The following is a 22,724-nucleotide window of genomic DNA, read 5'->3' as shown; positions in this document are numbered from 1 at the left end:
ATGGGAGCCTACGAATCCATTCTTCTGACAGTCATCACGGCGGCAACGCCGCTGCTGCTTGCGGCCATCGGCGAACTGGTCGTCGAGCGCTCGGGCGTCCTCAACCTCGGTGTCGAGGGCATGATGATCGTCGGCGCGGTGATGGGCTTCGCCGGGGCGCAGGCCACCGGCTCGCCCTATGTCGGAGCGCTGTGCGCATTGCTTGCCGGCATGGGCATGGCACTGCTTTTCGGCTTCCTGACGCTGCATCTCGTTGCCAACCAGGTGGCAACAGGACTGGCGCTGACCCTGCTCGGATTGGGGCTGTCAGGGATGATCGGCGAAGCGTTCGTCGGCCGGCCGGGGATCAAGCTGCAAGCTCTGTCGATCCCGGGCCTCAGCGATCTTCCGGTCATCGGGCGGATCGTGTTCGGGCAGGACCTGCTGGTCTATGTGTCGCTGGCGCTGGTCGCGGGCGTGACATATGTCCTCTTCCGCACACGCGCGGGCCTCGTCATCCGCGCTGTCGGCGACAATCACGGTTCGGCCCATGCACTCGGCGTCTCCGTGCTCAAGGTGCGCTATCTCGCGGTGCTCTTCGGCGGCGCCTGCGCTGGGCTTGCCGGGGGCTACCTGTCGCTTGCCTACACGCCGCAATGGATCGAGGGGATGACGGCCGGACGCGGCTGGATCGCGCTGGCGCTGGTCGTCTTCGCCACATGGCGTCCGTTGCGCGTGCTGGCCGGCGCCTATCTTTTCGGGGCCGTCGGCATCCTGCAGTTTCACGCACAGGCGCACGGGGTCGCCATTCCCTCGCAATTCCTGTCCGCCTTGCCCTATGCTGCGACGATCGCCGTGCTTGTCATCATATCGCGAAACCGTATCCTGACCCGGATCAACACGCCGGCCTGCCTTGGCAAGCCCTTCGTGCCGGACCGGTGATGCGTGGAATGCCGGACAGGGGGAACGCCTCCCTACCGCAAAAAAGCCGTCGGGGGACAACCGGCGTCGGCTTCAAACAGGGGACGTAGGAGCTTGAAATGAAGAAAGTTCTTGGATTGGCGGCGGCAGCGCTGCTTGGCATGGGCCTCGTTGGCGCCCAGGCCGCGGACAAGCTGAAAATCGGCTTCATCTATGTCGGCCCGATCGGCGACCACGGCTGGTCGTACCAGCACAACCAGGGCCGACTCGCGATCGAGGAAGAATTCGGCGACCAGGTGGAGACGGTTTACATCGAGAACGTGTCGGAAGGCCCGGACGCGGAGCGCGCCATCGAGCGTCTGGCCCGCGACGGTGCCGGGCTCATCTTCACAACCTCGTTCGGCTTCATGAACCCGACCGTCAAGGTCGCCAAGAAGTTCCCGGACGTGAAGTTCGAGCACGCCACCGGCTACAAGCGCGCCGACAACCTGTCGACCTATTCGGCCCGCTTCTACGAGGGGCGCTACATCATCGGCCAGATCGCCGCGAAGATGTCGAAGTCCGGCACCGCCGGCTACATCGCCTCCTTCCCGATCCCCGAAGTCGTGCGCGGCATCAACTCCTTCATGCTCGGCGCGCAGTCCGTCAATCCGGACTTCAAGGTCAAGGTCGTGTGGGTGAACACCTGGTATGATCCGGGCAAGGAAGCGGATGCGGCCAAGGCTCTGCTCGACCAGGGCGCCGACGTGATCGCCCAGCACACGGACAGCCCGGCGCCGCTGCAGGTTGCCGAAGAGCGTGGCGCGATCGGTTTCGGCCAGGCCTCCGACATGATCAACTTCGCGCCCAAGGCGCAGCTCACCGCGATCGTCGACGACTGGAGCGTCTACTACAAGGGTCGCGTCAAGGCGGTTCTCGACGGCACCTGGAAGAGCGAGGACGTCTGGGGCGGCCTGGCTGCCGAAATGGTTCTGATGGCGCCGTACACCAACCTGCCGGAAGATGTCGCCAAGGCGGCAGCGGAAACGCAGGAGAAGATCCGCTCCGGCGAATTCCACCCGTTCACCGGCCCGATCTTCAAGCAGGACGGCTCTGAAGCTGTCGGCGAAGGCATCATCCTCGATGACGGCGTCCTGCTCGGCATGAACTGGTACGTCAAGGGCATCGACGACAAGCTGCCGCAGTAAGAGGCGGCCAGAGTAAGAGGCGGCCAGTCGACAAAACCGGGCCGTCACGGCCGAATGACATGCCGGGAGAGGGATCTCCCGGCATTTTTGTTCGACATGCGGAGGTGCCAAGGTCGCACGGGTGATCCGGGCTGCCTTGACCGAGCCAAGAGGGCGCACAGGGCAGGGACACCTGACATCGGTTTCCCGGTCCGCGGCACCGAGGCGAAAAAGTGTTGTATCCGTCCGTATTTGGGAATATATCTCACATATGGACAAAGACCATACACAGCGACACAAGGCCCTGGCCGAGCATCTCCGTTTGCTGCGAACGGGACGCGATCTTACCCTTCAGGATCTTGCGGAAAGCAGCGGGGTCAGTCGCGCCACGCTCTCGCGCATCGAGAACGGCGACGTCAGCCCGACGGCGGAGACGCTTGGTCGTCTGGCTTCGGCTTTCGGTCTGCCGCTTTCCCAACTGCTTTCGCCGCTTGAGCCGGACTTTCCGCCGCTCGTCCGGCATGCGGAGCAGGGGATCTGGCATGATCGCGAAAACGGCTTCACGCGCCGTGCGCTGTCGCCGCCCAGCGGTCGGCTCAAGCTCGAAATGATCGAGTGCGAAATCGCTCCCAACCAGCGCATTTCCTATGATCGACCCGCTGTCGCAGGGCACGAACACCACCTCGTCCTGCTGTCCGGCGCGCTTGCCCTCACCATTGACGGCGATCGCCATGACCTGCGTCCGGGGGACTGCATGCGCTACCGGTTGTTCGGCGCCTCGTCCTTCGAGACCGGAGAGCAGCCGGCTCGCTACATCATTGCGTTGGCTTGAGGGTCCGACACATGGAAACGCAGATCATCGAACTCGACGGCCCCGCTATCGAACGACGGCTGGCGGCGCTGTCGCAAATCCTCATCGAGAGTGTGGCGGATGGAGCTGCAATCAGCTTCATGGCTCCCGTGTCCGATGACGACGCGGCCATGTTCTGGTTGCGGGACGTCCGGCCCGAAGTGCAGGCAGGGCGCCGCGTGGTTTTCGGCGCCGAGCGCGGTGGCGAGACTGTCGGAACCGTCCAGCTCCTCACGGCCATGCCGCCCAATCAGCCGCATCGCTGCGAGATCGCAAAGATGATTGTTCATCCGGGAGCCCGAAGGCTCGGAATTGGCAGGGCCTTGATGAACCGCGCGATCGAACGCGCGCGTGAACTGGGCAAGACCCTGGTCACGCTCGATACGAGAACCGGCGATGTTGCCGAACCGCTCTACGCCTCCGTCGGGTTCGAAGTAGCGGGGATGATTCCGGACTTTGCCTTCGACCCGGACGGCCAGGCACGGCACGCGACCACCTACATGTTCCGGCGGATCCAGGGTCAGGGACAGGATCTGTGACCGTGCCGGATCCGGCTCGCTCACCTAATGTGTCCGCCTGTCTGACCACACGCGCTGTTGTCACTAGCGAGAATGGTCACGATTTATGCCAGACAGAACGGTCACGAACAGGGCGGTGAAACGGGCAGGGCAGGAGCAAGGCTGACCGCCCGCAGACCCCACATATCGCAGGGCGGGAAGCCTTGCGGGGAGGAGGGGCGACGACTTCAGCTACAACGGGTTTTACCCAGTTGAATTGGCGGACAGGGAACCGTCGCGTAGGAACAGAAAACGCAGCAGTCACCTGCTTTGGGCTTCAGCACTTCATGACATGCCTTGCACTCATAGAACCACTGGCAGGAACCAGTGGGCATGGTTTCCGTCTCAACATGACCGCACACGGGACAAGTCAGTGTGCTTTCCAAAACTACTTCTTGATCAGCCATCGCCTCACATCCGCATAGTCAGATAGTCGTTTATCCGGGTCTCGTTGAAGACAACAACCCAGGCCAAAACCGTCATCGCCGTGCTCCCCGACAACCACCACTTCAACCTTGCAAGCGACTGCCGTCGAAACGCGAGGAACCAGGACACAGCCAAAAGGACTGAAGAAATCGCAAGAACGTAGTAGCTTGCAGCGGCGATCTTCCCGAACACCGCCAGCCAACTTCCTCCCAGTCCCAGCAACATCATCGCCATCGGTAGGACGCAGCAGGTCGCGACCCCTAGCGCCGAAATCGAACTCAGATAACTCAGGCTCAAAAATTTCTGCATCTCGATCTCCCGGCCCATCACGGCATTGCGTAGTGACTTTCGGTGCCCGCAGACATACTTCCTGTAGTCACTACAGGCTCAAGCCGGATGACATCACATGATCGCGATTGGAGAAGCATCGAAACGGAGCGGTGTCGGTATCGAGACAATCCGCTACTACGAACGGGAAGGGGTTGTTCCGGAACCGGGGCGGGCAACCAACAATCGGCGGCTTTATACGGCTGATGATGTCGGCCGGTTGCGCCTCCTGAAAAGGCTGCGCGATCTTGGTTTCCCCCTTGCCGAAGCGAAGATGCTGCTGGACCTTTCCGAGAACCGGGCCTCGGACTGTGAGGCTGTGAAGGAGCTGGCGGAAGTTCATATCGCCAATGTGGAAACCAAAATCGCCGAACTGAAGAAGCTTGAAACCGCGCTGAAGCAGCTGATCTCAAACTGCTCGCGGGGCAATGTCCTTTGCCCAATGCTCAGCCAACTTCGAACCGAATAGGACCGACCATTCAGCGGCTTCGACCTTTTGCCGGCCTTTCCGCCCCTTCGCGATGTAATCAGGATCATCAAACAAACTCGGACTCGGAAACGGACCTTGGTGGCTTCCGTCCGCACGCCGTACGTGAAATTCGCATAAGATATATTATGGAATAAAAAATCACGGACTGATTGGCTGGCTCACGCCGCGATATGGAGGCTTTGTTGCCAGTGTCATGCCTCGCCGCTACGCTGTTGCGATTGATCGCATCATCCATTCTGGAAAAAGAGGTTTTCGTGGCCAGCGTCCGTCATTCAATCTCGACCACAAGCCTGAAACTGTTTGCCGCGGCATCGCTTGTCCTGATCATGGGGGCTGGCGCGCGTGCTGATATGGCCGCCGTGCTTGGCATGGAGCGTGCCGCGCTTGCCGAGAGTTGCCAGAAATTGGAGTTTCTCGGCGGTTTCGCCAAGGAGGTCGACGTCAACGGCGATGCTCTTCCGGACGTGCTGACGGATTACGGCCTGCTGAAATGCGATGGCACGCAGATGATGTTTTGCGGTTCCGCCGGCTGCACGCAAAACCTCTACGTCCAGCGCGATGGCGGCTCCTATGACAAGGTGGCAGAGTTCCTCGCTTACGACCTGCGCTTCGACCGTCCCTCGCAGGCCGCATTCCTTGCCGTCCTTCACGGCGGGTCCTGCGGGCGTTCGGGGGCCGAGACATGCTACCGACGCTACCGGCTTGCCGGCAAGGCTGTGCAGAACCTGTATGAGGAGCCCCGCGACCGCTGGTTTTTCGCGGCCGAACCGGTGCCCTTGGCAATGTTTGAAGCTGCGAGCGGCGACGGACTACGGTTTGTGTGCGACGGCACGTCGGTGCGCATCCACTATGCGCCCACATGGATGCGGAATGAGGACGGATCGGTGAGCGATCACGCACGCGATCTGGCGAAGCCGCAGGGAGGACGGATCAAGATCGAGATCGAGGTCGACAGCGGACAACCGGTCCGGGTGCCCTTCTCCATCGACGACGAGACCCGCTCCCTGTTATCGCCCGCGCTGGCAACGGAGCAAGCCATCTTCGCCGGGTTGATGCGGGGACGAACATCGGTGTTTCATCTCGGCGGTTCCCTGGAGCACTTGCGCTCGTTTCCGTTGAACGGATCGTCGAAGGCGGTCGGAGCGCTGCTCCGAAACTGCAACTAGAACGACCGGCCGGGCTATCCCCCGTCGCGGACACTGTCCTCCAGGAGCCGGTCCACGTCGTCCGCTTCCACCACCTTGCGGGCTATGCCAAAGGCGAAGCCCTGACGGCAGAGCGAGGCAATCTCCTTGCGCTGCCGCTCCGCGTCGGCCGCACCCTTGCGCCAGGGACCGAAACGCTTCTTGCGCGCTGCAATGCAGGCCGCGGCAAGGTCGCCTTCTTCCTCGTCCGCCATCAGGTGTTCGGCAAGCTCTGCCTCGATGCCCTTGGCCTGAAGCACTGCGTTGATGCGGCGCGCAGAGCGCCCCTTGCGCCGTTCCGAAGCGATGCGGGCCTCGGCGAAAAGCCGGTCGTCGACCAGCCCGGAACTGGCGCAGCGTTCCACCGTTCTGTCGATCATGTCACTGAAACCGGCCGGGTCGAGATCGAGTTCGCGCGCCACGCGCATCACCTTGCGCTCCAGTACCCTGCGCAGGTTCTCGCGGCTCGATCCGTATCTGTCGAGATAGTGCAGCGCCGATTTCATCAGGCGCTCTTCCGTCGGCTTTCTGGCCGGACGCTTCATTTCTCGTCGTCGAGCTCGATGGAAAACCGCATGCCGTCGAACCCCGGTTCGACACCGCCGGGCAACTCCCTGCACAAGGTCGCATAGTCGAGGTCGATATGCATGTTGGTCAGGATCGCGTGCTTCGGCCTGGCCCGCGCGATCCAGGCCAGAGCCTCGTCCAGCGAGAAATGTGAAGGGTGCGGCGTTCGGCGCAAGGCGTCGATGACCCAGATGTCGAGACCGAGAAACACGGGTTCCGCGGGTTCCGGGATCGCCTTCACATCCGGCAGATAGGCCAGCGATCCGAAGCGGAAGCCGAGTGCGGGAATATCGCCATGCTCGACCTCGACCGGCAGGAACGGGATCGGCCCGCCCGCCCCGTCGATGACGCCGGGTTCTCCCGCCACGATCGTCTCGTCTTTCAGGATCGGCGGGTAGCTCGAGCCCGGCGGCGTGGCGAAACCATAGTGGAAGAGCTCATGGGCGCGCCGCGACGTCCGAGCATCCATGTGGACGGGAATGAGCTTGCGATGGGTGATGGCCAGAGGCCGCAGGTCGTCTATGCCGTGAATGTGGTCGGCATGGGCATGTGTCACGAGCACCGCGTCGAGATCCGTGACCCTGGCATCGAGCAATTGCTGGCGCAGGTCCGGTCCTGCATCGACCAGAACCGTGGTCGTGCCGTCGGGTCCGTGCCGCTCGACCAGCAACGCGCAGCGCTTGCGCCGGTTCTTCGGCTCGTCCGGATCGCAATCGCCCCAGATGTTGCCGACGCGCGGCACGCCGGCCGACGATCCGCATCCCAGCAGCGTGAAATCGAGCCTTGCGCCCGCGGCCATCGGATCAGCTCCCGGTCGCCGGGTTGAAGCGCGCCGGCACGCGCGAGAACAGCCGGAAGAAGTTCTCCGTTGTCTGCCGCGCCATCTCGGCTTCGTCGACGCCGCGCGTCTCGGCCAGCACCTTGTTGGTGTGGGCGACATAGGCCGGCTCGTTGCGTTTGCCCCGCCAGGGCTGCGGCGCCAGATAAGGCGCGTCGGTCTCGACCAGCAGCCTGTCGGCGGGAAGTTCGGCGGCGATGGCACGCAGTTCGTCCGAGCGCTTGAAGGTCACGATGCCGGAGAACGAGACATAAAGTCCGAGCTCGATCCCGGTCATCGCCAGTTCCCGGCCTGACGAGAAGCAGTGCAGGAGTGCGGGAAAGGCCCCCTTCTCCGTTTCATCCCTGAGGATCGCGGCCATGTCATCGTCGGCATCGCGCGAATGGATGACGAGCGGAAGCCCCGTTTCGCGCGCCGCAGCAATATGCCGGCGCAGCCCAGTTGCCTGCGCCTCGCGCGGCGCCTTGTCGTAGAAATAGTCGAGCCCGGCCTCGCCGATGGCAACGACCTTCTCATGCTGTGCCAAACGGACCAGATCGTCCGTGGTGACAACGGATTCCGCCTCCTCACCCGCATTGTGCGGATGGGTCCCGACGGAACAGAACACGTTGTCATGGCTTTCCGCCAGCGACCGGATCGCGTCAAAGCGTGCAACCCGGGTCGAGATCGTCACCATCAATCCAACGCCGGCCTCGCCGGCACGGCGTATGATTTCGTCGCGCTCGGCATCGAAATCGGGAAAATCGAGATGGCAATGGCTGTCGACAAGCATCATTTCGCCCCGTCGTCGGGATGTTCCGTTTCCACATAGCGCGGGAAGACGCCTTCCGGCCTGGGCAGGGCAACGCCCGGGGCAAGCCGGCCACCGCCACCCAGCGAGGCGAAGTCGCGCGCGCCCTCGTCGAGCGCCAGCAGGTCGAGCAGGCGCCCCGCGCTGCCCGGGATGACCGGCTGAGCCAGGATCGCCACCTGCCGGATCACTTCCGCGGTGACATAGAGCACGGTTCCCATGCGGGCCGGATCGCTCTTCTTCAGGGCCCAGGGCTCCTGGGAGGCGAAGTAGCGGTTGGCTTCCGCCACGCAGGCCCAGACCACCGACAGGGCCTGATGGATTGCCTGGCGGGACATCGCCTCGCGCACCACCGGCAGCATCGCGTCGGCCTGCGCCAGGATCGCCTCGTCCTCATCTGTGAAAGTGCCGGGCTGCGGCAGGCTGCCCTCGCAGTTCTTGGCAATCATCGACAGCGAACGCTGCGCGAGGTTGCCGAGGTCGTTGGCGAGATCGGCATTGATGCGGTTGACGATCGCATCGTGGCTGTAGTTGCCGTCCTGACCGAAAGGCACTTCGCGCAGGAAGAAATAGCGCACCTGGTCGAGTCCGTAATGATCCACCAGCGCAAAGGGATCGATGACGTTGCCGACGGACTTCGACATCTTCTCTCCCCGGTTGAACAGGAAGCCATGTGCGTAAACGCGCTTCGGCAGCGCGATGCCTGCCGACATCAGGAAGGCGGGCCAGTAGACGGCGTGGAAGCGGACGATGTCCTTGCCGATCACATGCAGGTCGGCCGGCCAGTAGCGCCAGCGCGGGTTGTTCTCGTCGGGGAAGCCGGCGGCGGTGATGTAGTTGGTCAGCGCATCGACCCACACATACATCACATGGCGCTCGTCGCCGGGCACCTTGACGCCCCAGTCGAACGTGGTGCGGGAGATCGAGAGGTCCTTCAGGCCGCGCTTGACGAAGCTGACGATCTCGTTGCGCCGCTCGTCGGGCCCGATGAAGTCCGGGTTGGCCTCATAGTGGGCGAGCAGCCTCTCCTGATAATCGGAGAGGCGGAAGAAATAGCTCTCCTCCTCGACCCATTCCACCGGCGAGCCTTGCGGTCCGTAGCGTACGCCATCCGCACGCAGCTCCGTTTCGCCTTCCTGGTAGTAGGCCTCGTCGCGCACCGAGTACCAGCCGGAATAGCTGTCCTTGTAGATATCGCCATTGGCCTCCATGCGGCGCCAGATCTCCTGGCTTGCGGCGTGATGGCGCGGTTCGCTGGTGCGGATGAAATCATCGTTGGAACAGCCGAGTGCGCCGGCCATCTCGCGGAACCGTGTGGCGTTGCGTTCGGCCAGGTCCTGAACCGGAATTCCTTCCGCGCGCGCCGTCTGCAACATCTTCTGCCCGTGTTCGTCGGTTCCCGTCAGGAAGAACACATCCCGCCCGTCGAGCCGCTGGAAGCGCGCGATGGCGTCGGTCGCCAGCGCCTCGTAGGCATGTCCGATATGCGGGGCGCCGTTGGGATAGGAAATGGCGGTCGTGACGAAAAATGGGGTGCGTTCGGTCATGGCCTGTCAAAGGGTCCGGCGTTCGGGTGACGTGTTCTAGAATGTGCAAGCGTCGGCGAGATCAGGGGCGCGCGGCTTCGGCAAGATCGCGCAGCGCATTGAGCACCACCTGCTTCCTGTCGAGATTGAAGGCATCCGCCTCGCGAGCGGCGCGGGTGGTCTTTTCCCATACCTCGCTGACCCTGACAAGGCGCGGGAGTGGCTGGCCCCGATGCGCGGAGATCAGTCCGTGCAGATGCTCGCCGACGAGATCGTGAAACAGGCTCCAGGCATCTTCGGCGCCATGCTTCGACACCTGGTCGGCCAGCGCGTGGGCGGCCGAGATGTCGAGTTGCGGCAGATGCGAGACAAGGCCTGCGAAACTGTCGGCAAGCGCGATCATGTCGCCGTCGGCCAGGGTGACCGCCTTGCGCAACGAGCCGTGGGCGAGTTCCGCGGCGCGCTGTGCCGTGCGGCTCGACGGTTCGGCGACACCGAGGCTCGCCAGCCCCGCCAGCACTTCCTCATGCGCCAGCTCGCGCATCGGCAGCAAGCGGCAGCGCGAGCGGATCGTCGGCAGCAGCCGGCCAGGTGCGTGCGACAGGACGAGGAACAAGGACCGGCGCGGCGGTTCTTCAAGAACCTTGAGCAGGGCGTTGGCCGCGTTGGTGTTCATGTCGTCAGCCGCATCGACGATACAGATGCGCCAGGACCCGTCCGACCCGGTCGAACCGAAGAACGGCACTGTCCGGCGGATCTCGTCGACCGTCAGGTCCTGCTTGATCTTGTCCTTGGACTTGCGCTTGGGATCATAGGGACGCCGCAGATGGAGAAGCCCGGGATGAGCCCCGCCCGCCACCTTGCGGAAATCGGGATGATCGGGCGCCAGCCCCAGATCGGTGGCGTTCAGCACCTCGGGCGCGGCAGGGTCCGGATGCGCCAGGGCAAACCGGGCGAAGCGGAAGGCGAGCGTCGCCTTGCCGATGCCTTTCGGCCCGGCCAGGATCCACGCATGATGCATGCGCTGCGAACGGTAGGCGGCAAGCAGGGCCTGTTCGGCCTCCGCGTGGCCGAGCAGCATATCGCGCGCGCGCGGCAGCGGGATGTCTTCGAGCGCGTCCGCCTCGGTGACCAGCGGGTCGTTGAGTTCGGTCATCCGCGCGCATCCAGATCTCGGGCAAAGCGGGCTCGAACCGCGCTCCAGATCGTCTCTTCCACCTCGCCTGCACTCTGCGTTCCGTCGACGACGAGAAACCGGCCAGGCTGGCTGTGCGCCAGTTCAAGGAACAGTTCGCGGCGACGTGCATGCACTGTCTCGCCGTCGGTCTCGAAACGGTCGGGCACGGGGGCGCCCGCCGTGGCGCTGCGAGCTGCGACCCGCGCAAGGCCCGTTGCCGGCGGCACATCGATCAGCACCGTCATGTCCGGGCGGTAACCGGCAATCGCCAGCGTTTCCAGCCGGTCCAGAAAGCCCGTGTCGACGCCGGCCTCGCCCTGGTAGACACGCGTGGAATCGGAAAACCGGTCGCACAGAACCCAGTTTCCGGCCTCGAGAGCCGGACGGATCGTGGTGTCGACGTGATCGGCCCTCGCGGCGGCGAACATCACAGCCTCCATCTCCGGACCGAGCGGTTTGACGCGGCCACCGAGCAGCATCCGGCGGATGGTCTCTGCCCCCGGCGATCCTCCCGGTTCGCGCGTCACCAGCGGGTCGATGCCGGCCTCGGTCAGGCGCGCCTTCAGCCTTGCGATCTGCGTCGACTTGCCGGCGCCCTCACCTCCCTCGAAGGTCAGGAAACGGCCAGTCCTTGCGAGTGCCGCCTCATCCTTCATCGAGCCACCATCCGAACAGGGTTTCGCGCAGGACATCTTTTGCGCGGTCGGTCACGGTGCCACGCTCCACCGCATCCGCGGTGACCAGCGGTGCCCGGTAGACAATGGTCGCGTCCCGCAAGACCCGCAATTCGCCCACCTTCCGGCCACGCTCGACCGGTGCCGACAACGGGCCCTTGTAGACCGCCCTCAAGTGGTAGTCGTGGCGATCGCCGCGCGGCAGCAGGATTTCCACGGACCGCTCGACCCTCAAAGGCACCTGCGAAACGGTTCCGCCGAAGACGCGCGCCTGTGCGACCGTGTTGCCGGCGGAATACAGAACCACCTCCTCGTAATCCTTGTCGAGGCTGTCGAAAAGGTTGCGCAACGCGTCCCGGCGGTCGTCGGAACTCTTGTGACCCGCGACAACCCCGACCAGGCGCCGCGAGCCGCGCAGCACCGACCCGATGCCGTTGAAGCCGGAGGCCTCGGAATATCCCGAGACCAGGCCGTCGAGCCCCGGAATCTCGGCAAGCAGCGGGTTCTTGTTGCGCTGGAAGATGCCGTTCCAGGTGAAGTCGGGCGCGCTGAACAACGTGTAATAGGGCGTGTGGCGCGTGAGCACATAGGCGGCAAGGCGGGCGAGATCGCGTGCGCTCGTGTGGGTGTTGGCCGAATCGTAGCCGGTCGGATTGGCGAAACGCGTGTCCGTCATGCCCAGTTCGAGCGCCCGGGCATTCATGCGGGCTGCGAAAGCCTCCTCGCTGCCGGCCATCCCTTCCGCCAGCACGATGGCCGCGTCATTGGCATTTTGAATGATCAGCCCGCGCAGCAGGTCGATCACCGGCACCTCGCTCTTCAGCCTGGCGAACATGGTGGTGACCCGTGCCGGTGCGCCGCCGGTGCGCCAGGCGTGCTCGCTCACGGGAAATGTCTGATCCTGGGTGATCTCGCCCGCCGCGAGCGCGTCGAAGACAATGACGGCGGTCATCAGCTTGGCGGCGGAGCCCGGCTGAAAACGCAGGTTGGCATTGCGGTTGGCAAGCAGCGTGCCGGTGGTGAAGTCGAGCAACACCGCCGATGTGGACTCGGCCGCTTTGGCCGTGTCCTCGGCATTCGCCGGCGCGGCAACGAAAGCGACCATGGGCACGAGGACGGCAAGCGTCCGGCCGACCGAGCGGATCAGGCGGCGGATCGCCATCCGCGTGTTAGCGGGCTGAAGGGGTGCAAGTGGCGGCTTTGCGTGCGGCATCGCTCCTGCCCCGACATGCGCCGTCATGCGTCCTGCTCCTGTCGCCGTCGCCACCAGGCCGGCGAAAGTCGCCAGCGTGCTCCCCGCGCCATGAGGCGCCGGGGCGAAACATACCGCCTTGGAGTGGGTCCGCCTACCGGCTATTTGCCGATTGCCGAATTGTTTCAGCGCGGTGTGCGGGCAAGATCACGCGGGGCAACACCGCCGGTGATCGCGTCGAAGGCGCTGTAGGCGGCCTCGATCCGTGCCGTGGCGTGATACGACGAGATCGCGGAGCCGCGTGCAAACGTGCTCGGCTGGCCGAGATAGGCCGGACCGGGTGCGGTTTCGCGCTCGCCCGTCAGGCTGAGCGGAGCGTTGCCCTGCGTCGTTCCGCTCTCGTCATAGCCAAGCACCGGTTGTCCGGCGGACACATCGGGAGCCGAAGCGGAGAAGGTGTTGAGCGAGGCAACGCGCACCGTCGCGGCGCCGGCCTCGAAGGCCATTGCCGGATCGAATGCTGCGGTAACCATGCGGCCGAAATCGCCCGACCCGGCGAGAACCGGACCATAAGGCCGGTTGCGCGGCACGGGCGCCGGACCGATGGCGACGGGAGCCGAGGGTTGCGGATCCGCCATGGCGAGCATGGTGCCCGGCATGGTCGCGCCCGGCTCGACGGCACCCGGACCGCGATAGGAGGCGAGAAGGAAGGCCTCGTCCTGGCCGTGCAACGGCGCACGGCCGATATACTCGACCTTGACCTTCGCAACGCCCTTGCTCTTGTAGTCGAGCATGGTCGCGACGCGCTCGGAGAGGTCGATCGTGCGGTTGCCATGGAACGGCCCGCGATCGTTGACGCGCACGATCAGCGAGCGGCCGTTCTTGACGTTGGTCACTTTGGCGTAGGACGGAAGGGGCATCGTCGTGTGCGCGGCGGTCAGCGCGTTGCGGTCGAAGATCTCGCCATTGGCGGTCATGCGTCCGTGGAATGTCGGTCCGTACCAGGAGGCGAGCCCTTCGGACTTGTAGTTCGGGTCGAGCTTTGGCCGGTACCATTTGCCGGCGACCTTGTAGGGCTTGCCGACCATGTAGCGACCGCCGCCCTTGGGGACCGGCTTGCCGCCGTCGACCATGCGCGGACTGGCCGCGACGCCGTATTTTTCTTCGCTGAACTTGACCTTGCCACCGCTTTTCGGCGCGGAACCGCAGCCGGCCAGCGCCAGACAGAGGGTAGACACCGTCACGAATGCCAGCGTGCGGGGCGTCGCCAGTCGCGACAGGCTGCCCGCACCCGACAAGGGCGTCATGGGGTGGAAAAACCTGGGGTTTGCGCTCAAGTTCCGACGGTTGTCCGCCAGTGCCTTGTCGTTCGTCATGCTGCCGCCCTACTCGATACCTGAACCGGCGGATTCCGGAGCCGTGAAGCCTGTCCCGCATGCATCCGGGACGCTTTTCACAACAACTCGCGTTCCTCATGCCCGTTGCCGGCGGAATTCCTTCCCGCCGGTCCGACATGTCCGGACACTGCCCTTGCCCCGGTTTCATCGCCGCGCACGACCCTCAGTGGCCGCATTCCGCGATGACGGGATCTGCTCGTTTGGCAGTGCACGCCGGTCGGACCCGTTTTCACGATGCCGCCCCCCAAATGGCGCATCACGACACGAGTACCACAGCGTCTATTACTGCAAGGTGAAGACAGGGTCGATAAGCCGATTGCGCGCGACGGCCGCTTTTCCACCGACCTGTAGCAAATGGGCCGCAGTTCCCGGACCTTTCTGCAGCGGCCGGGTCAGTTCTCCATTCTGGCGCGTCCCGACAACCCGTCGTCGCGCGTCCAGAAAAGCGTGTCGCCCTCTCCTTTCGACAGGGTGAAGCAGAACTGCCTGCCCTCGTACCAGCTCTGCCATTTCTGGCAGAGACGGTTGCCCCTCACCCACCACCTGCCCTGATCCTTGGGCTTCATGAAGCGGCCGAGACCGACGGCATCGCCCGATCCGTTCACACGGCCGTCGGACTTGTAGTGGAGTGGAAACTCGCCGCCGAGCGGGGTCTTGAGATAGATGCGCTTGCCGGCAACGGTCTGCAGGATTTCGCGTTCCGACAACGGGGTGCGCGCTTCTGCGATGCTTGCCGTGGTGACGCCGGCCACCAGCGCGAGGATCGCGCCGCATGCTGAAATCTGCCTGTGCATCTGTGTCTCCCGGATATCTGTTGCCAGGCGGGCGGCGAACCGAACCGTTCCCGCCTGTTCCTTTCTGGCTACGGGTCTGGAGGCAAAGCGGATCAGGGCGAACGAGACGCGCGCTTTTCGGCAAGCGGATCGCCGGAAGGTGCCCGCGACCGGCAAGTCGTTCTCATACATCCGGTTTTACGCCCGGCACGCACTTGTGTGACGCCGGTCACACCATGGCGCTGCGGGTCACGCTACAAGAAGGACATGGCGCGTGCCCCCGCGCCGGACGCCGATCAAACGGCGCTGCCGCCGATCCGGTCCCTGCCTCGACCTTCCGGATCGGCGGCTTTCTTTTCAGCGTCACGCATCCGCCCTCCACCACCGCATCTCCGCCCTTGCCGCTTGACAAGTAGACGCGGCAAGGCGAAACGGGATCGCGCAGGATGGGTGGCCGAGTGGTTTAAGGCAGCGGTCTTGAAAACCGCCGTGCGGGAGACCGTACCGTGGGTTCGAATCCCACCCCATCCGCCATTTTCTGACTTCGCGCTGTCGCCCTTCGGGCGTCGCTCCAGTCAGGGCCTCGCACAAGCTCGGACGGCCCTTGGCCTTGCGACCCCATTGCGCCCGTTTATGATGTGAAACCGGCCTCCTGAGACTGACTTAGCAAACGTCTTGTTCAGCTCGGCTGATCGAACGTCCGGCTTCGTCCCAACTTGCCCAACCAGGAAAATTGAGAGGGTCCTCGTCCGCAATATGGGCGAGGCGGCTGGACCAGTTGTCGATGTTTTGCTCAAGCCGGCGTTTCGTTTCCAATTCGTCGCCATAGCCATAGCCGTGACCGGAAGCTTCAAAATGGCATTGGGGTGCAAGAACCGAAAAGCCGAGGTAATGCAGGGAATACTGGATGGGCCAAAGCATGGTGCTCATCTCACCACCACGGGCACCAGGACCGAAAGCGGTTTCAGGCGCGCCAGTCGTCACGGAAAGGACGGCTCGCTTGCCTTTGAAATATCCTGTGTCGTAGCGCATGCGGCTTCGGTAGATTTTTCCGGAGACGAACACGCGGTCGAACCAGCCCTTCAGGATGGCCGGCGGCCCATGCCACCAGAGAGGAAACTGGAGGATCACCACATCGGCCGCTTCCAGTTTTGCAATTTCCGCGACGACATCCTGCGGCAGTGTGTGCGTGTCGCTTGCGTGTCGCTGCTCGGCCAACGGGACGAACGCCGATGCATCGATGCGATTCCGATAATGACGGCCGGCCTCGACCGGATCAAAGCCTTCAGCGTAAAGATCGGAAATTACGACCTCATTGCCACTGGTTGAAAGCGCCCGCTGGGCCGCGCCCGTCAGTTGAGCGTTATAGGAGGTTGCTTCCGGATGGGATTGGACGATGAGGAAATTCATGAAGGGTGTCCTTATTGCTGACTTGGCCATCATTTCGCGATAGTTTACGCAAGCCAATTCGCCATCAACGCCAGGCGCGCTTGCAATAATGCAAATAAGAACGAGTTCAGACGATCTCGAATTGATCCGGTCGATTGCCTCTGCCGGAACCCTGGCGGAAGCGGCCCGTCAACTGTCCATCAATCACGCGACGGCGTTTCGACGCCTCAACAGAATAGAAGAGAATTTGGGCGTTCGACTCTTTGACAGGAGCCGATCCGGCTACGTGCTCACCCCGGCCGGCGAACTCGCGATTGACCATGCTGAAAGGGTGGCCGACGAGTTGGCTGCGTTTGAAAACAAGGTGGTTGGAACCGAGCAGACACCGGCCGGCACAGTAAGATTGACCACGACCGACACCCTTCTGGCTGGTCCTGTGGGTTCCATCCTTTGCCGGTTCAGACAGCTCTATCCGAAGATTGATGTCGAAATCGTCACATCCAACACCGTCGCGAATCTGGAGCGGCGAGAAGCGGACCTGGCTCTTCGACCTGCCCGAAACCCTTCGGCATCATTGTTGGGGCGACGTGTCGGCAAGATCGAACTGGCCATTTACGCCAAGCACGGGCTCGCCACCGGGCTTGATCCTTTGACTTCGGATGTCCTGGAGTGGATCGGCCCCGAGGACAGTTTCGGCGATCCCGCGCTGGCCGCGTGGTTCGCGTCCAATGAAGTGGAGCAGCGAGTACACGTGCGTACGAACACGCTGATGGGCATGCTTGCCCTGACGGCGAGTGGCAATGGCTTTTCGGTCCTTCCGACCTATCTCGCAAATTCGATCGCCGGCCTCGAACAATTGTCTCCCCCTATACCCGAGCTCACAATCGACCTTTGGCTTCTCCGCCATCCTGCACTGCGCGAGACCGCAAGAATCCAGGCACTCGCTGATTTTCTAGCCAGGGCGTTTTCGATGAAGCCGCTTTGACCAGGCAGCTACTCCTTTATCATCTCAGAAACCGACGTTCCGCTCCCCACCCATTTCCGTCGTTTGCTCGCGCCTTAATTCGAGAGGGCTGTAGCGTAGGCGTAGTTCTCGGTGTCATCGGCTTCGGCCCGCCGCTTCAATCCGTCTTGCCCCGCACTTCCCCGAAACCCTCGACAGCCCTATCGGCGGGCCAGTTCATACGCCTTGCCGAGAAGGGCCCGGCATCGGGCATAGGTCTTGTCGGGATTGACGGCGCAAACCCAGTGCATTCGCCCATAGACGGGATGCGGCAGGATTTCGTCGCGAGCGGCGTAATCGAAATTCGCAGCTTCGAGGGCAGAGCGAGAAGTGTGCTCGGGGAAAAGCTCTCCAAACGTCTCCCGGTCAAGCGCGATGTTCAGCCGGAACGAGCCGTCCCCATCAAGGCGGGCAAAACCGTCGAACTCAGTGTCTCGCGTCACGATGGTGGCGAAAGGCATGCGCCTTTCCGCCCCCCGGAAAAAGAAGAGATCGGGTGTGCTGGTATCGACGTGAACATCTGAACCAAGGGAAGCGATATCAGACTTGATGGTTTCCGGCGGTGGCATCAACAACTCCTTTTAGTCAAATTTGGCCAAAAGCCCGATAGCGCGTTTGGCCAAGTTTGGCTATGGGTTCTGTTGAAAGGCTGGAACATCATGAACGTCACACGTCTGCTCGTTCTGGGCACAATTCGACATCTCGGCGCGGCACATGGATATGCGTTGCGTCGACAGTTGGATGACTGGCGCGTGGAGACATGGACGACGGTAAGGTCTGGTTCGGTTTATCACGCGCTCGGGCAACTGCACAAAGAAGGGAAGCTGGCGACGTGCGGTAGCGAGGCCGGCGCACGAGGATCGGAACGGACTGTTTTTTCTTTGACCGCGAGCGGGGAAACAGAGTTCTTTTCCCTGCTGGAACTGGCGCTGGAGAGTTTCGACCTCCCCCAATTGAGCGCCGGCATTGCTTTCCTTGGGCACCTGCCGCCCGGACGCGCCCAAAGCCTCCTTGCATCCCTTCATGAGCGTCTCACCGCAAATATGGTGTTTCTCCAAAAGCTTGCAGAGAACACGCCAGATGACCAAGCGGTGCCGCGGACCGCTGACCTTCTGGACCTATGGGCCGGCAATCTTGAGGCTACAGCCCGGTCCGTGGATCGGCTTAAATCGAAAATCACCAGCGAGTAGGCGGATCAGGCAGCGGGCTCGCTTAGTCTGATTCCGTTGCGTGCCGAGGCGAATTTGACGCCTGCCATGTGGTTGCCGGGATACTTTTCGTGTCGTGGCGCGACGGCCCTGAATTGCTTGAGCTTGTTGAAGCCTCTCTCGGCCAGATTGCGCATCCGACGATCCCCGGAATGCGGGCTCATACCCCTTCCCTGCGGCTGACTTGCAATCGCTTCCGGGCTTGCTCACTCCGGTTTGCCGGTGGCTTTAACAGGAACCGTTCGCGCCGCCTGTTCCTTTCCGCCCATGCGGCCGAAAAGCGTCCTCGCGAGAAAGGCCTGTTTCAGCCAGGGCACCCGGTTCCACCGTCTCGCACAGCCTCTTGCACGCCCGATTTTTTGTGATAACAACATAAAGATATCTTTATATGGACAATATCTTATGGAATCGATTTTCGCCTTCACCCTGGCAAGCGTTGCACTGCTGGGCTCTCCCGGGCCCGGCATCACCGCATTGGTCGCGGTCGGCAAAACCAGCGGCCTGACCGGCGGCTTCCGGTTTCTCGCCGCGATGCAGGTCGGCCTTGCGCTGGCCGCCGGGTTCAGCGCCCTCGGTCTGGCGAGTGCGCTGGAAGCGTTCCCGGCGGCGCGCACGGTGCTCTCGGCAGTGTCGATCTGCTATCTGGTTTGGCTGGCCTGGCAGATCGCCAGCGCCCCGGTTGCCGGCGAAATCGGCGACGCCGACCGCGCGGTCAAGCCGAGCATCCTGACCGGCTTCGTCCTGGGTGTTGCAAACCCCAAGGCCTACCTGGCATTTGCATCGCTGTTCGGATCTTTCGTTGTCCTCCAGCCAGCCCTCGGGACGAGTGACACCCTGGCCAAATGGACGCTCTGCGTCGCCGTCATGATCGTGGTGGACTTCGCGTGGCTGGCCCTGGGCGCCAGCCTTGGCCGGATAGTGCTCCGCCCTGCGGCGGAGCGCGTCATGAATGTCGCAATGGGCGCGGCAATCGTCCTGGCGTGCCTGATGGCGTTTATCTAGTCAGCGTTCCTGATGATCACTTGCCGAGCCGGAAGAGTTCGGAGGCATGTTTGGCGGTGATGCCATGCACGAAGGCGGAAATCAGGACCGCAGCAATGGCGATCACGATGATTTCGTTGATCATTTTGACCCCTTCGAAGTCCATCGCCACGAACACCGCGAAGAGCGCCGTGGCCAGGCCTCGCGGTCCGAACCAGCCGTAGAAGAGCCGCTCGTTGACGGATGTCGGCGTACCAAGCAGGGAGATCCAGATTGCGAGTGGACGGACGACCACCAAAGAGAGCAGCACCACAAGAAGGCCGGCAGGCGTCAGGAACATCAAGGCTTCCGGGACGAAGAGCGCGCCAATGAAGAAGAAGCTGAGCATGGCCAGGAACTGTCCGTCGCCTTCGAGAAAATGGCGCGCCGGCAGGTCGGAAACCTTGGCGGCGTTGGCGTGGGCGATTCCGGCTACGAAAACCGCGACGAAAGCGTTGCCCCCGACATGCTCGGCGGCGAAGAAGATGAACCCCACCAGGATCAGCATCGCCACCTGTCCGAGTTCCTCGTCCATGAGTTTCCGCTCAATGACATGATTGCGGAGTTTGCCGAGAACGGAACCTGCCAGCAGACCAACCGTAACGCCAATGCCGATCTGTGTGACAATCAGCACCAGAAGACTGGTCCCGCCGGCGGAAGAGCGGGCATCTCCAACAGCCAGGCCCGCGAAGAAGATCACGAAGGGCAGCGCGAGGCCGTCATTGAGCCCGCTTTCCGCATTCATTGCATCCCGGAAGGGTTGGGGAATTCGTTCGTTGGAGCGGATGGATTGACCGAGGGCCGCGTCCGTCGGCGAGAGAAGCGCGGCCAGCAGGCAGGCTTCCCAGAATGGCCAGTGCGGCAACAGGACCAGATTGATCGCAGTCCCGATGACGATGGCAAGCGGCAGTCCGATGAGCAGCATCCGCCGTGTCCGCTGACCGATCTGCCTCAGCGTCTTACGGTGCAGGGTTGTGGCATCGGCAAAAAGCAGCAGGGCCAGCGTGACCTCGGCCAGATGATGGAAGGTCGTGGCCGCCTCCAGATCCAGCGTCGCGCCGCCTGTACCAACCACCACGCCGATGGCAAGAAAGACCATCGGCATTGTTATGCCGACTGAAGCGATCTTGGCCGAGTACATGCAGCAGACAAGCATCGCGAACGCGATATAGACGAGATAATGTTCCATGGCTGTCTCAGCTGGGCCTTTGCTCCGTTTCGACCGGCGCCCCGCCAACATTCAACGTCGGCCGGACCTTCGTCCCCTTGTTTGTGGCCGAGACTTTTCTCCCTGTCGACGCTCCTGTCGTCACGCTCGCCGAATACTGGAGGCCCGCGGCCGGTCGGACTGGTTGAGGCGCGCGCAGAAGCCCGCTTCACCTGCGGCCTGAGTGATCTGCAACCACAATCCACACGCACGTTGAAGGGACGAGGCCGCCGGGATCAAGGCCACCGCGATGCTCGTCACCGCTTTGGAGCTGAGCGTCCCGACCGCCGCCGCCCGGCCGCATCGACGAGACGCCGAAAGGTCGGGCATTCCATGTGAGAGGGAGCGGGACAGTCCGCAACGTGACGCAGCGTGTCGCGCAGCGCCGCGAGTTCGCCGATCTGCCGGTCCAGTTCGTCCGCCTTTTCATGCAGCAATCCGCGTGGCAGGTCCGGGGCGCCGTTCCGGCCGAACATTCCCGATATCTCGTCGAGGGAAAAGCCGGCCGACTTCCCCATCGCGATCAGCTTGAGCTGCAACAGGACTTCCGGCGGAAACTGGCGCCGCAGGCCGCTGCGGGCGATGGAGGAAATCAGTCCGATCTCCTCGTAATAGCGCAGCGCCGAGGGGCGCATGCCGCTGCGTTCGGCGACCTCGCCGATGTCGAGAAATTTCATGCTTGACCTCAAGTCGACTTGAACTTGTAGCCTGCCCTCTCTGATCGTTTCAGGCAAGAGGAACCCCGAATATGAATCCCGCAACCCCGCCCGCATCCGCCGCCGCCCGCCGGGCAAGCCTGGCGGTGCTCGCTCTCTCGATGCTGCTCGCGTCTCTGGGGACGAGCATTGCCAATATCGCCCTGCCCGCACTGGCGGAGGCCTTCTCGGCGCGGTTCCAGGAGGTCCAATGGGTCGTTGTCGCCTATCTGGCCGCCCTGACGGTGTCGGTCGTCGTCGCGGGGCGGCTTGGCGACATTTTCGGGTTGAGGCGCATGCACCTTGCCGGCCTTGCGCTGTTCACCCTGGCTTCGCTCTTGTGCGGCCTCGCGCCGGATCTCTGGCTGCTGGTTGCCGCGCGTTCCCTGCAGGGCATCGCGGCCGCGTTCCTGATGACGCTGACCATCGCGCTTGTGCGCGAGAGCGCGCAGCCGGAGCGTATGGGGCGGGCCATGGGCCTGCTGGGCACGGTGTCCGCCATCGGCACAGCCCTTGGCCCCTCGCTTGGCGGTTTTCTGGTGTCAGCGACCGGCTGGCCAGGCATCTTTCTCGTGCAGGCACCGGTTGCGGCAGCCACATTTGTCCTCGCGTTCGCGTCGCTGCCGCGAGATGCCGACCGGACGGAGACCGGGACCGCCGGCCCCGGCCTTGGCGATCCCGGATTGTGGTCCGGCCTTGCGCCGGCTCTCCTGGTCAATCTCCTGGTCGCGGCGGTGATGATGACGACGCTGGTGGTCGGTCCGTTCTATCTCGGCCTCGGACTGGGGCTGAACGCGGTGTCCGTCGGCCTGATCATGTCGGTCGGACCGGCGATCTCGATCGTCAGCGGCCTGCCTTCCGGGCGCGCGGTCGACACATGGGGCGCGCGGCGCGTTCTCGGCACCGGGCTGGGGCTGTTGGCGACAGGAGCGTTTTCCCTGTCGGTCCTGCCAGGCATCCTGGGCGTTGCCGGCTATGTGCTGGCCATCGCGATCCTGACGCCGGGCTACCAGCTGTTCCAGGCGGCCAACAACACGGCTGTCATGGCCGACGTCCCAGGAGACCATCGCGGCGTGGTTTCGGGGCTGCTCAGCCTGTCGCGAAACACCGGCCTCATCCTCGGGGCGTCCGCGATGGGCGCCGTCTTCGCCGTTGGCGTGGGCACCGGCGATTTCGCCGCGGCATCGGCCGTCGCGGTGGAAAGCGGCATGCGTCTGGTGTTCGGTGTCGCCGGCCTCCTCATGGCGCTTGCCATCGGCATTGCCTTCATCCGCCCGGCGATGCGGAGAACGTCGTGACAGCCTTGCCCTGATCGGCGCCCGGGGTCAGCCGACCCGGTGCAGCCGCAGCGGCTTGGTCGCCCCGCGC

25 protein-coding genes and 1 tRNA gene are annotated in these 22,724 nt (G+C 63.4%); 11 read left to right on the top strand and 15 right to left on the bottom strand.

Annotated elements, in window-relative coordinates; genetic code table 11:
• The 4 genes from ACN0T5_RS05475 to ACN0T5_RS05460 all read left to right on the top strand — a co-directional run bounded on the left by ACN0T5_RS05475 (nt 1) and on the right by ACN0T5_RS05460 (nt 3,455).
• Entirely contained in the window at nt 1-921 is a 921-nt protein-coding gene (locus ACN0T5_RS05475) for an ABC transporter permease (RefSeq protein WP_417767613.1), read from the top strand.
• A gap of 98 nt (nt 922-1,019) precedes the next feature.
• Nucleotides 1,020-2,087, top strand: coding sequence for a BMP family ABC transporter substrate-binding protein (locus tag ACN0T5_RS05470; protein WP_417767612.1), 1,068 nt, complete (start codon nt 1,020-1,022; stop codon nt 2,085-2,087).
• A gap of 250 nt (nt 2,088-2,337) precedes the next feature.
• Nucleotides 2,338-2,898: a helix-turn-helix domain-containing protein gene (locus tag ACN0T5_RS05465; RefSeq protein WP_417767611.1), complete on the top strand. Its 561-nt coding sequence runs from the start codon at nt 2,338-2,340 to the stop codon at nt 2,896-2,898.
• Nucleotides 2,899-2,909: 11 nt separating this feature from the next.
• Nucleotides 2,910-3,455 (top strand): GNAT family N-acetyltransferase, encoded by a 546-nt coding sequence (locus ACN0T5_RS05460; protein WP_417767610.1) that lies wholly within the window; start codon nt 2,910-2,912, stop codon nt 3,453-3,455.
• Nucleotides 3,456-3,661: 206 nt separating this feature from the next.
• On the opposite strand, the gene ACN0T5_RS05455 is transcribed toward ACN0T5_RS05460, so the two are convergent.
• Together ACN0T5_RS05455 and ACN0T5_RS05450 are read right to left on the bottom strand one after the other, a co-directional pair.
• Nucleotides 3,662-3,880, bottom strand: coding sequence for a GDCCVxC domain-containing (seleno)protein (locus ACN0T5_RS05455; RefSeq protein WP_417767609.1), 219 nt, complete (start codon nt 3,878-3,880; stop codon nt 3,662-3,664).
• Between the two features lie 4 nt (nt 3,881-3,884).
• Nucleotides 3,885-4,208: a hypothetical protein gene (locus ACN0T5_RS05450; RefSeq protein WP_417767608.1), complete on the bottom strand. Its 324-nt coding sequence runs from the start codon at nt 4,206-4,208 to the stop codon at nt 3,885-3,887.
• A gap of 97 nt (nt 4,209-4,305) precedes the next feature.
• Between ACN0T5_RS05450 and ACN0T5_RS05445 the strand changes: the two genes are divergently transcribed.
• Both ACN0T5_RS05445 and ACN0T5_RS05440 read left to right on the top strand, forming a co-directional pair.
• Complete coding sequence (locus ACN0T5_RS05445) at nt 4,306-4,695, top strand: MerR family transcriptional regulator (protein ID WP_417767607.1); 390 nt, start codon at nt 4,306-4,308, stop codon at nt 4,693-4,695.
• A 170-nt stretch (nt 4,696-4,865) separates the two neighbouring features.
• Nucleotides 4,866-5,882 (top strand): hypothetical protein, encoded by a 1,017-nt coding sequence (locus ACN0T5_RS05440; RefSeq protein ID WP_417767606.1) that lies wholly within the window; start codon nt 4,866-4,868, stop codon nt 5,880-5,882.
• Between the two features lie 14 nt (nt 5,883-5,896).
• Here ACN0T5_RS05440 and ACN0T5_RS05435 read toward each other — a convergent pair whose 3' ends face one another.
• The 9 genes from ACN0T5_RS05435 to ACN0T5_RS05395 form a co-directional block, all read right to left on the bottom strand.
• Nucleotides 5,897-6,406, bottom strand: coding sequence for a regulatory protein RecX (locus ACN0T5_RS05435; protein ID WP_417767605.1), 510 nt, complete (start codon nt 6,404-6,406; stop codon nt 5,897-5,899).
• Between the two features lie 35 nt (nt 6,407-6,441).
• Nucleotides 6,442-7,266, bottom strand: a complete 825-nt coding sequence (locus ACN0T5_RS05430) for an MBL fold metallo-hydrolase (protein ID WP_417767604.1) — start codon at nt 7,264-7,266, stop codon at nt 6,442-6,444.
• Nucleotides 7,267-7,270: 4 nt separating this feature from the next.
• On the bottom strand, nt 7,271-8,077 hold the full coding sequence (locus ACN0T5_RS05425; protein WP_417767683.1) for a TatD family hydrolase: 807 nt from the start codon (nt 8,075-8,077) through the stop codon (nt 7,271-7,273).
• Nucleotides 8,077-9,642, bottom strand: a complete 1,566-nt coding sequence (gene metG, locus ACN0T5_RS05420) for a methionine--tRNA ligase (protein WP_417767603.1) — start codon at nt 9,640-9,642, stop codon at nt 8,077-8,079. The genes ACN0T5_RS05425 and metG overlap by 1 nt, the downstream gene beginning before the upstream one ends.
• Nucleotides 9,643-9,703: 61 nt before the next feature.
• Nucleotides 9,704-10,777 carry a DNA polymerase III subunit delta' gene (locus ACN0T5_RS05415; RefSeq protein WP_417767602.1) on the bottom strand — a complete coding sequence of 358 codons (1,074 nt, stop codon included), beginning with the start codon at nt 10,775-10,777 and terminating at the stop codon, nt 9,704-9,706.
• A complete protein-coding gene (gene tmk, locus ACN0T5_RS05410) occupies nt 10,774-11,454 on the bottom strand; it encodes a dTMP kinase (protein WP_417767601.1) in 681 nt (226 codons plus the stop codon). The genes ACN0T5_RS05415 and tmk overlap by 4 nt, the downstream gene beginning before the upstream one ends.
• Nucleotides 11,444-12,712 carry a D-alanyl-D-alanine carboxypeptidase family protein gene (locus ACN0T5_RS05405; RefSeq protein ID WP_417767600.1) on the bottom strand — a complete coding sequence of 423 codons (1,269 nt, stop codon included), beginning with the start codon at nt 12,710-12,712 and terminating at the stop codon, nt 11,444-11,446. The genes tmk and ACN0T5_RS05405 overlap by 11 nt, the downstream gene beginning before the upstream one ends.
• Before the next feature lie 137 nt (nt 12,713-12,849).
• Entirely contained in the window at nt 12,850-13,971 is a 1,122-nt protein-coding gene (locus tag ACN0T5_RS05400) for a septal ring lytic transglycosylase RlpA family protein (protein ID WP_417767599.1), read from the bottom strand.
• Nucleotides 13,972-14,453: 482 nt separating this feature from the next.
• Nucleotides 14,454-14,855, bottom strand: coding sequence for a hypothetical protein (locus tag ACN0T5_RS05395; protein WP_417767598.1), 402 nt, complete (start codon nt 14,853-14,855; stop codon nt 14,454-14,456).
• Nucleotides 14,856-15,278: 423 nt separating this feature from the next.
• Between ACN0T5_RS05395 and ACN0T5_RS05390 the strand changes: the two genes are divergently transcribed.
• Nucleotides 15,279-15,368: transfer RNA gene (locus ACN0T5_RS05390), tRNA-Ser, on the top strand.
• A 129-nt stretch (nt 15,369-15,497) separates the two neighbouring features.
• Here ACN0T5_RS05390 and ACN0T5_RS05385 read toward each other — a convergent pair.
• Nucleotides 15,498-16,244 (bottom strand): NAD(P)H-dependent oxidoreductase, encoded by a 747-nt coding sequence (locus tag ACN0T5_RS05385; protein WP_417767597.1) that lies wholly within the window; start codon nt 16,242-16,244, stop codon nt 15,498-15,500.
• 121 nt (nt 16,245-16,365) lie between these two features.
• Between ACN0T5_RS05385 and ACN0T5_RS05380 the strand changes: the two genes are divergently transcribed.
• On the top strand, nt 16,366-17,208 hold the full coding sequence (locus ACN0T5_RS05380; RefSeq protein WP_417767596.1) for a LysR family transcriptional regulator: 843 nt from the start codon (nt 16,366-16,368) through the stop codon (nt 17,206-17,208).
• A gap of 179 nt (nt 17,209-17,387) precedes the next feature.
• Here ACN0T5_RS05380 and ACN0T5_RS05375 read toward each other — a convergent pair whose 3' ends face one another.
• Nucleotides 17,388-17,795 (bottom strand): DUF6194 family protein, encoded by a 408-nt coding sequence (locus ACN0T5_RS05375; RefSeq protein WP_417767595.1) that lies wholly within the window; start codon nt 17,793-17,795, stop codon nt 17,388-17,390.
• A 90-nt stretch (nt 17,796-17,885) separates the two neighbouring features.
• Between ACN0T5_RS05375 and ACN0T5_RS05370 the strand changes: the two genes are divergently transcribed.
• Nucleotides 17,886-18,416, top strand: coding sequence for a PadR family transcriptional regulator (locus ACN0T5_RS05370; RefSeq protein ID WP_417767594.1), 531 nt, complete (start codon nt 17,886-17,888; stop codon nt 18,414-18,416).
• 420 nt (nt 18,417-18,836) lie between these two features.
• Complete coding sequence (locus ACN0T5_RS05365; RefSeq protein ID WP_417767593.1) at nt 18,837-19,436, top strand: LysE family translocator; 600 nt, start codon at nt 18,837-18,839, stop codon at nt 19,434-19,436.
• 16 nt (nt 19,437-19,452) lie between these two features.
• Here ACN0T5_RS05365 and ACN0T5_RS05360 read toward each other — a convergent pair whose 3' ends face one another.
• Both ACN0T5_RS05360 and ACN0T5_RS05355 read right to left on the bottom strand, forming a co-directional pair.
• Nucleotides 19,453-20,643, bottom strand: a complete 1,191-nt coding sequence (locus ACN0T5_RS05360; protein WP_417767592.1) for a cation:proton antiporter — start codon at nt 20,641-20,643, stop codon at nt 19,453-19,455.
• Between the two features lie 275 nt (nt 20,644-20,918).
• Entirely contained in the window at nt 20,919-21,338 is a 420-nt protein-coding gene (locus ACN0T5_RS05355) for a helix-turn-helix domain-containing protein (RefSeq protein WP_417767591.1), read from the bottom strand.
• A 71-nt stretch (nt 21,339-21,409) separates the two neighbouring features.
• Here ACN0T5_RS05355 and ACN0T5_RS05350 point away from each other — a divergent pair, with 71 nt between their 5' ends.
• The gene (locus tag ACN0T5_RS05350; protein WP_417767590.1) at nt 21,410-22,654 is read left to right on the top strand and encodes an MFS transporter; all 1,245 of its coding nucleotides are present in this window, start codon (nt 21,410-21,412) and stop codon (nt 22,652-22,654) included.
• Nucleotides 22,655-22,724: the final 70 nt, after the last annotated feature.

It is taken from the genome of Stappia sp. (genome assembly GCF_048261845.1).
Lineage (GTDB): Bacteria > Pseudomonadota > Alphaproteobacteria > Rhizobiales > Stappiaceae > Stappia.
Note: the sequence above shows the minus strand (reverse complement) of the source record. Positions and strands in the feature narration are given on the sequence as shown.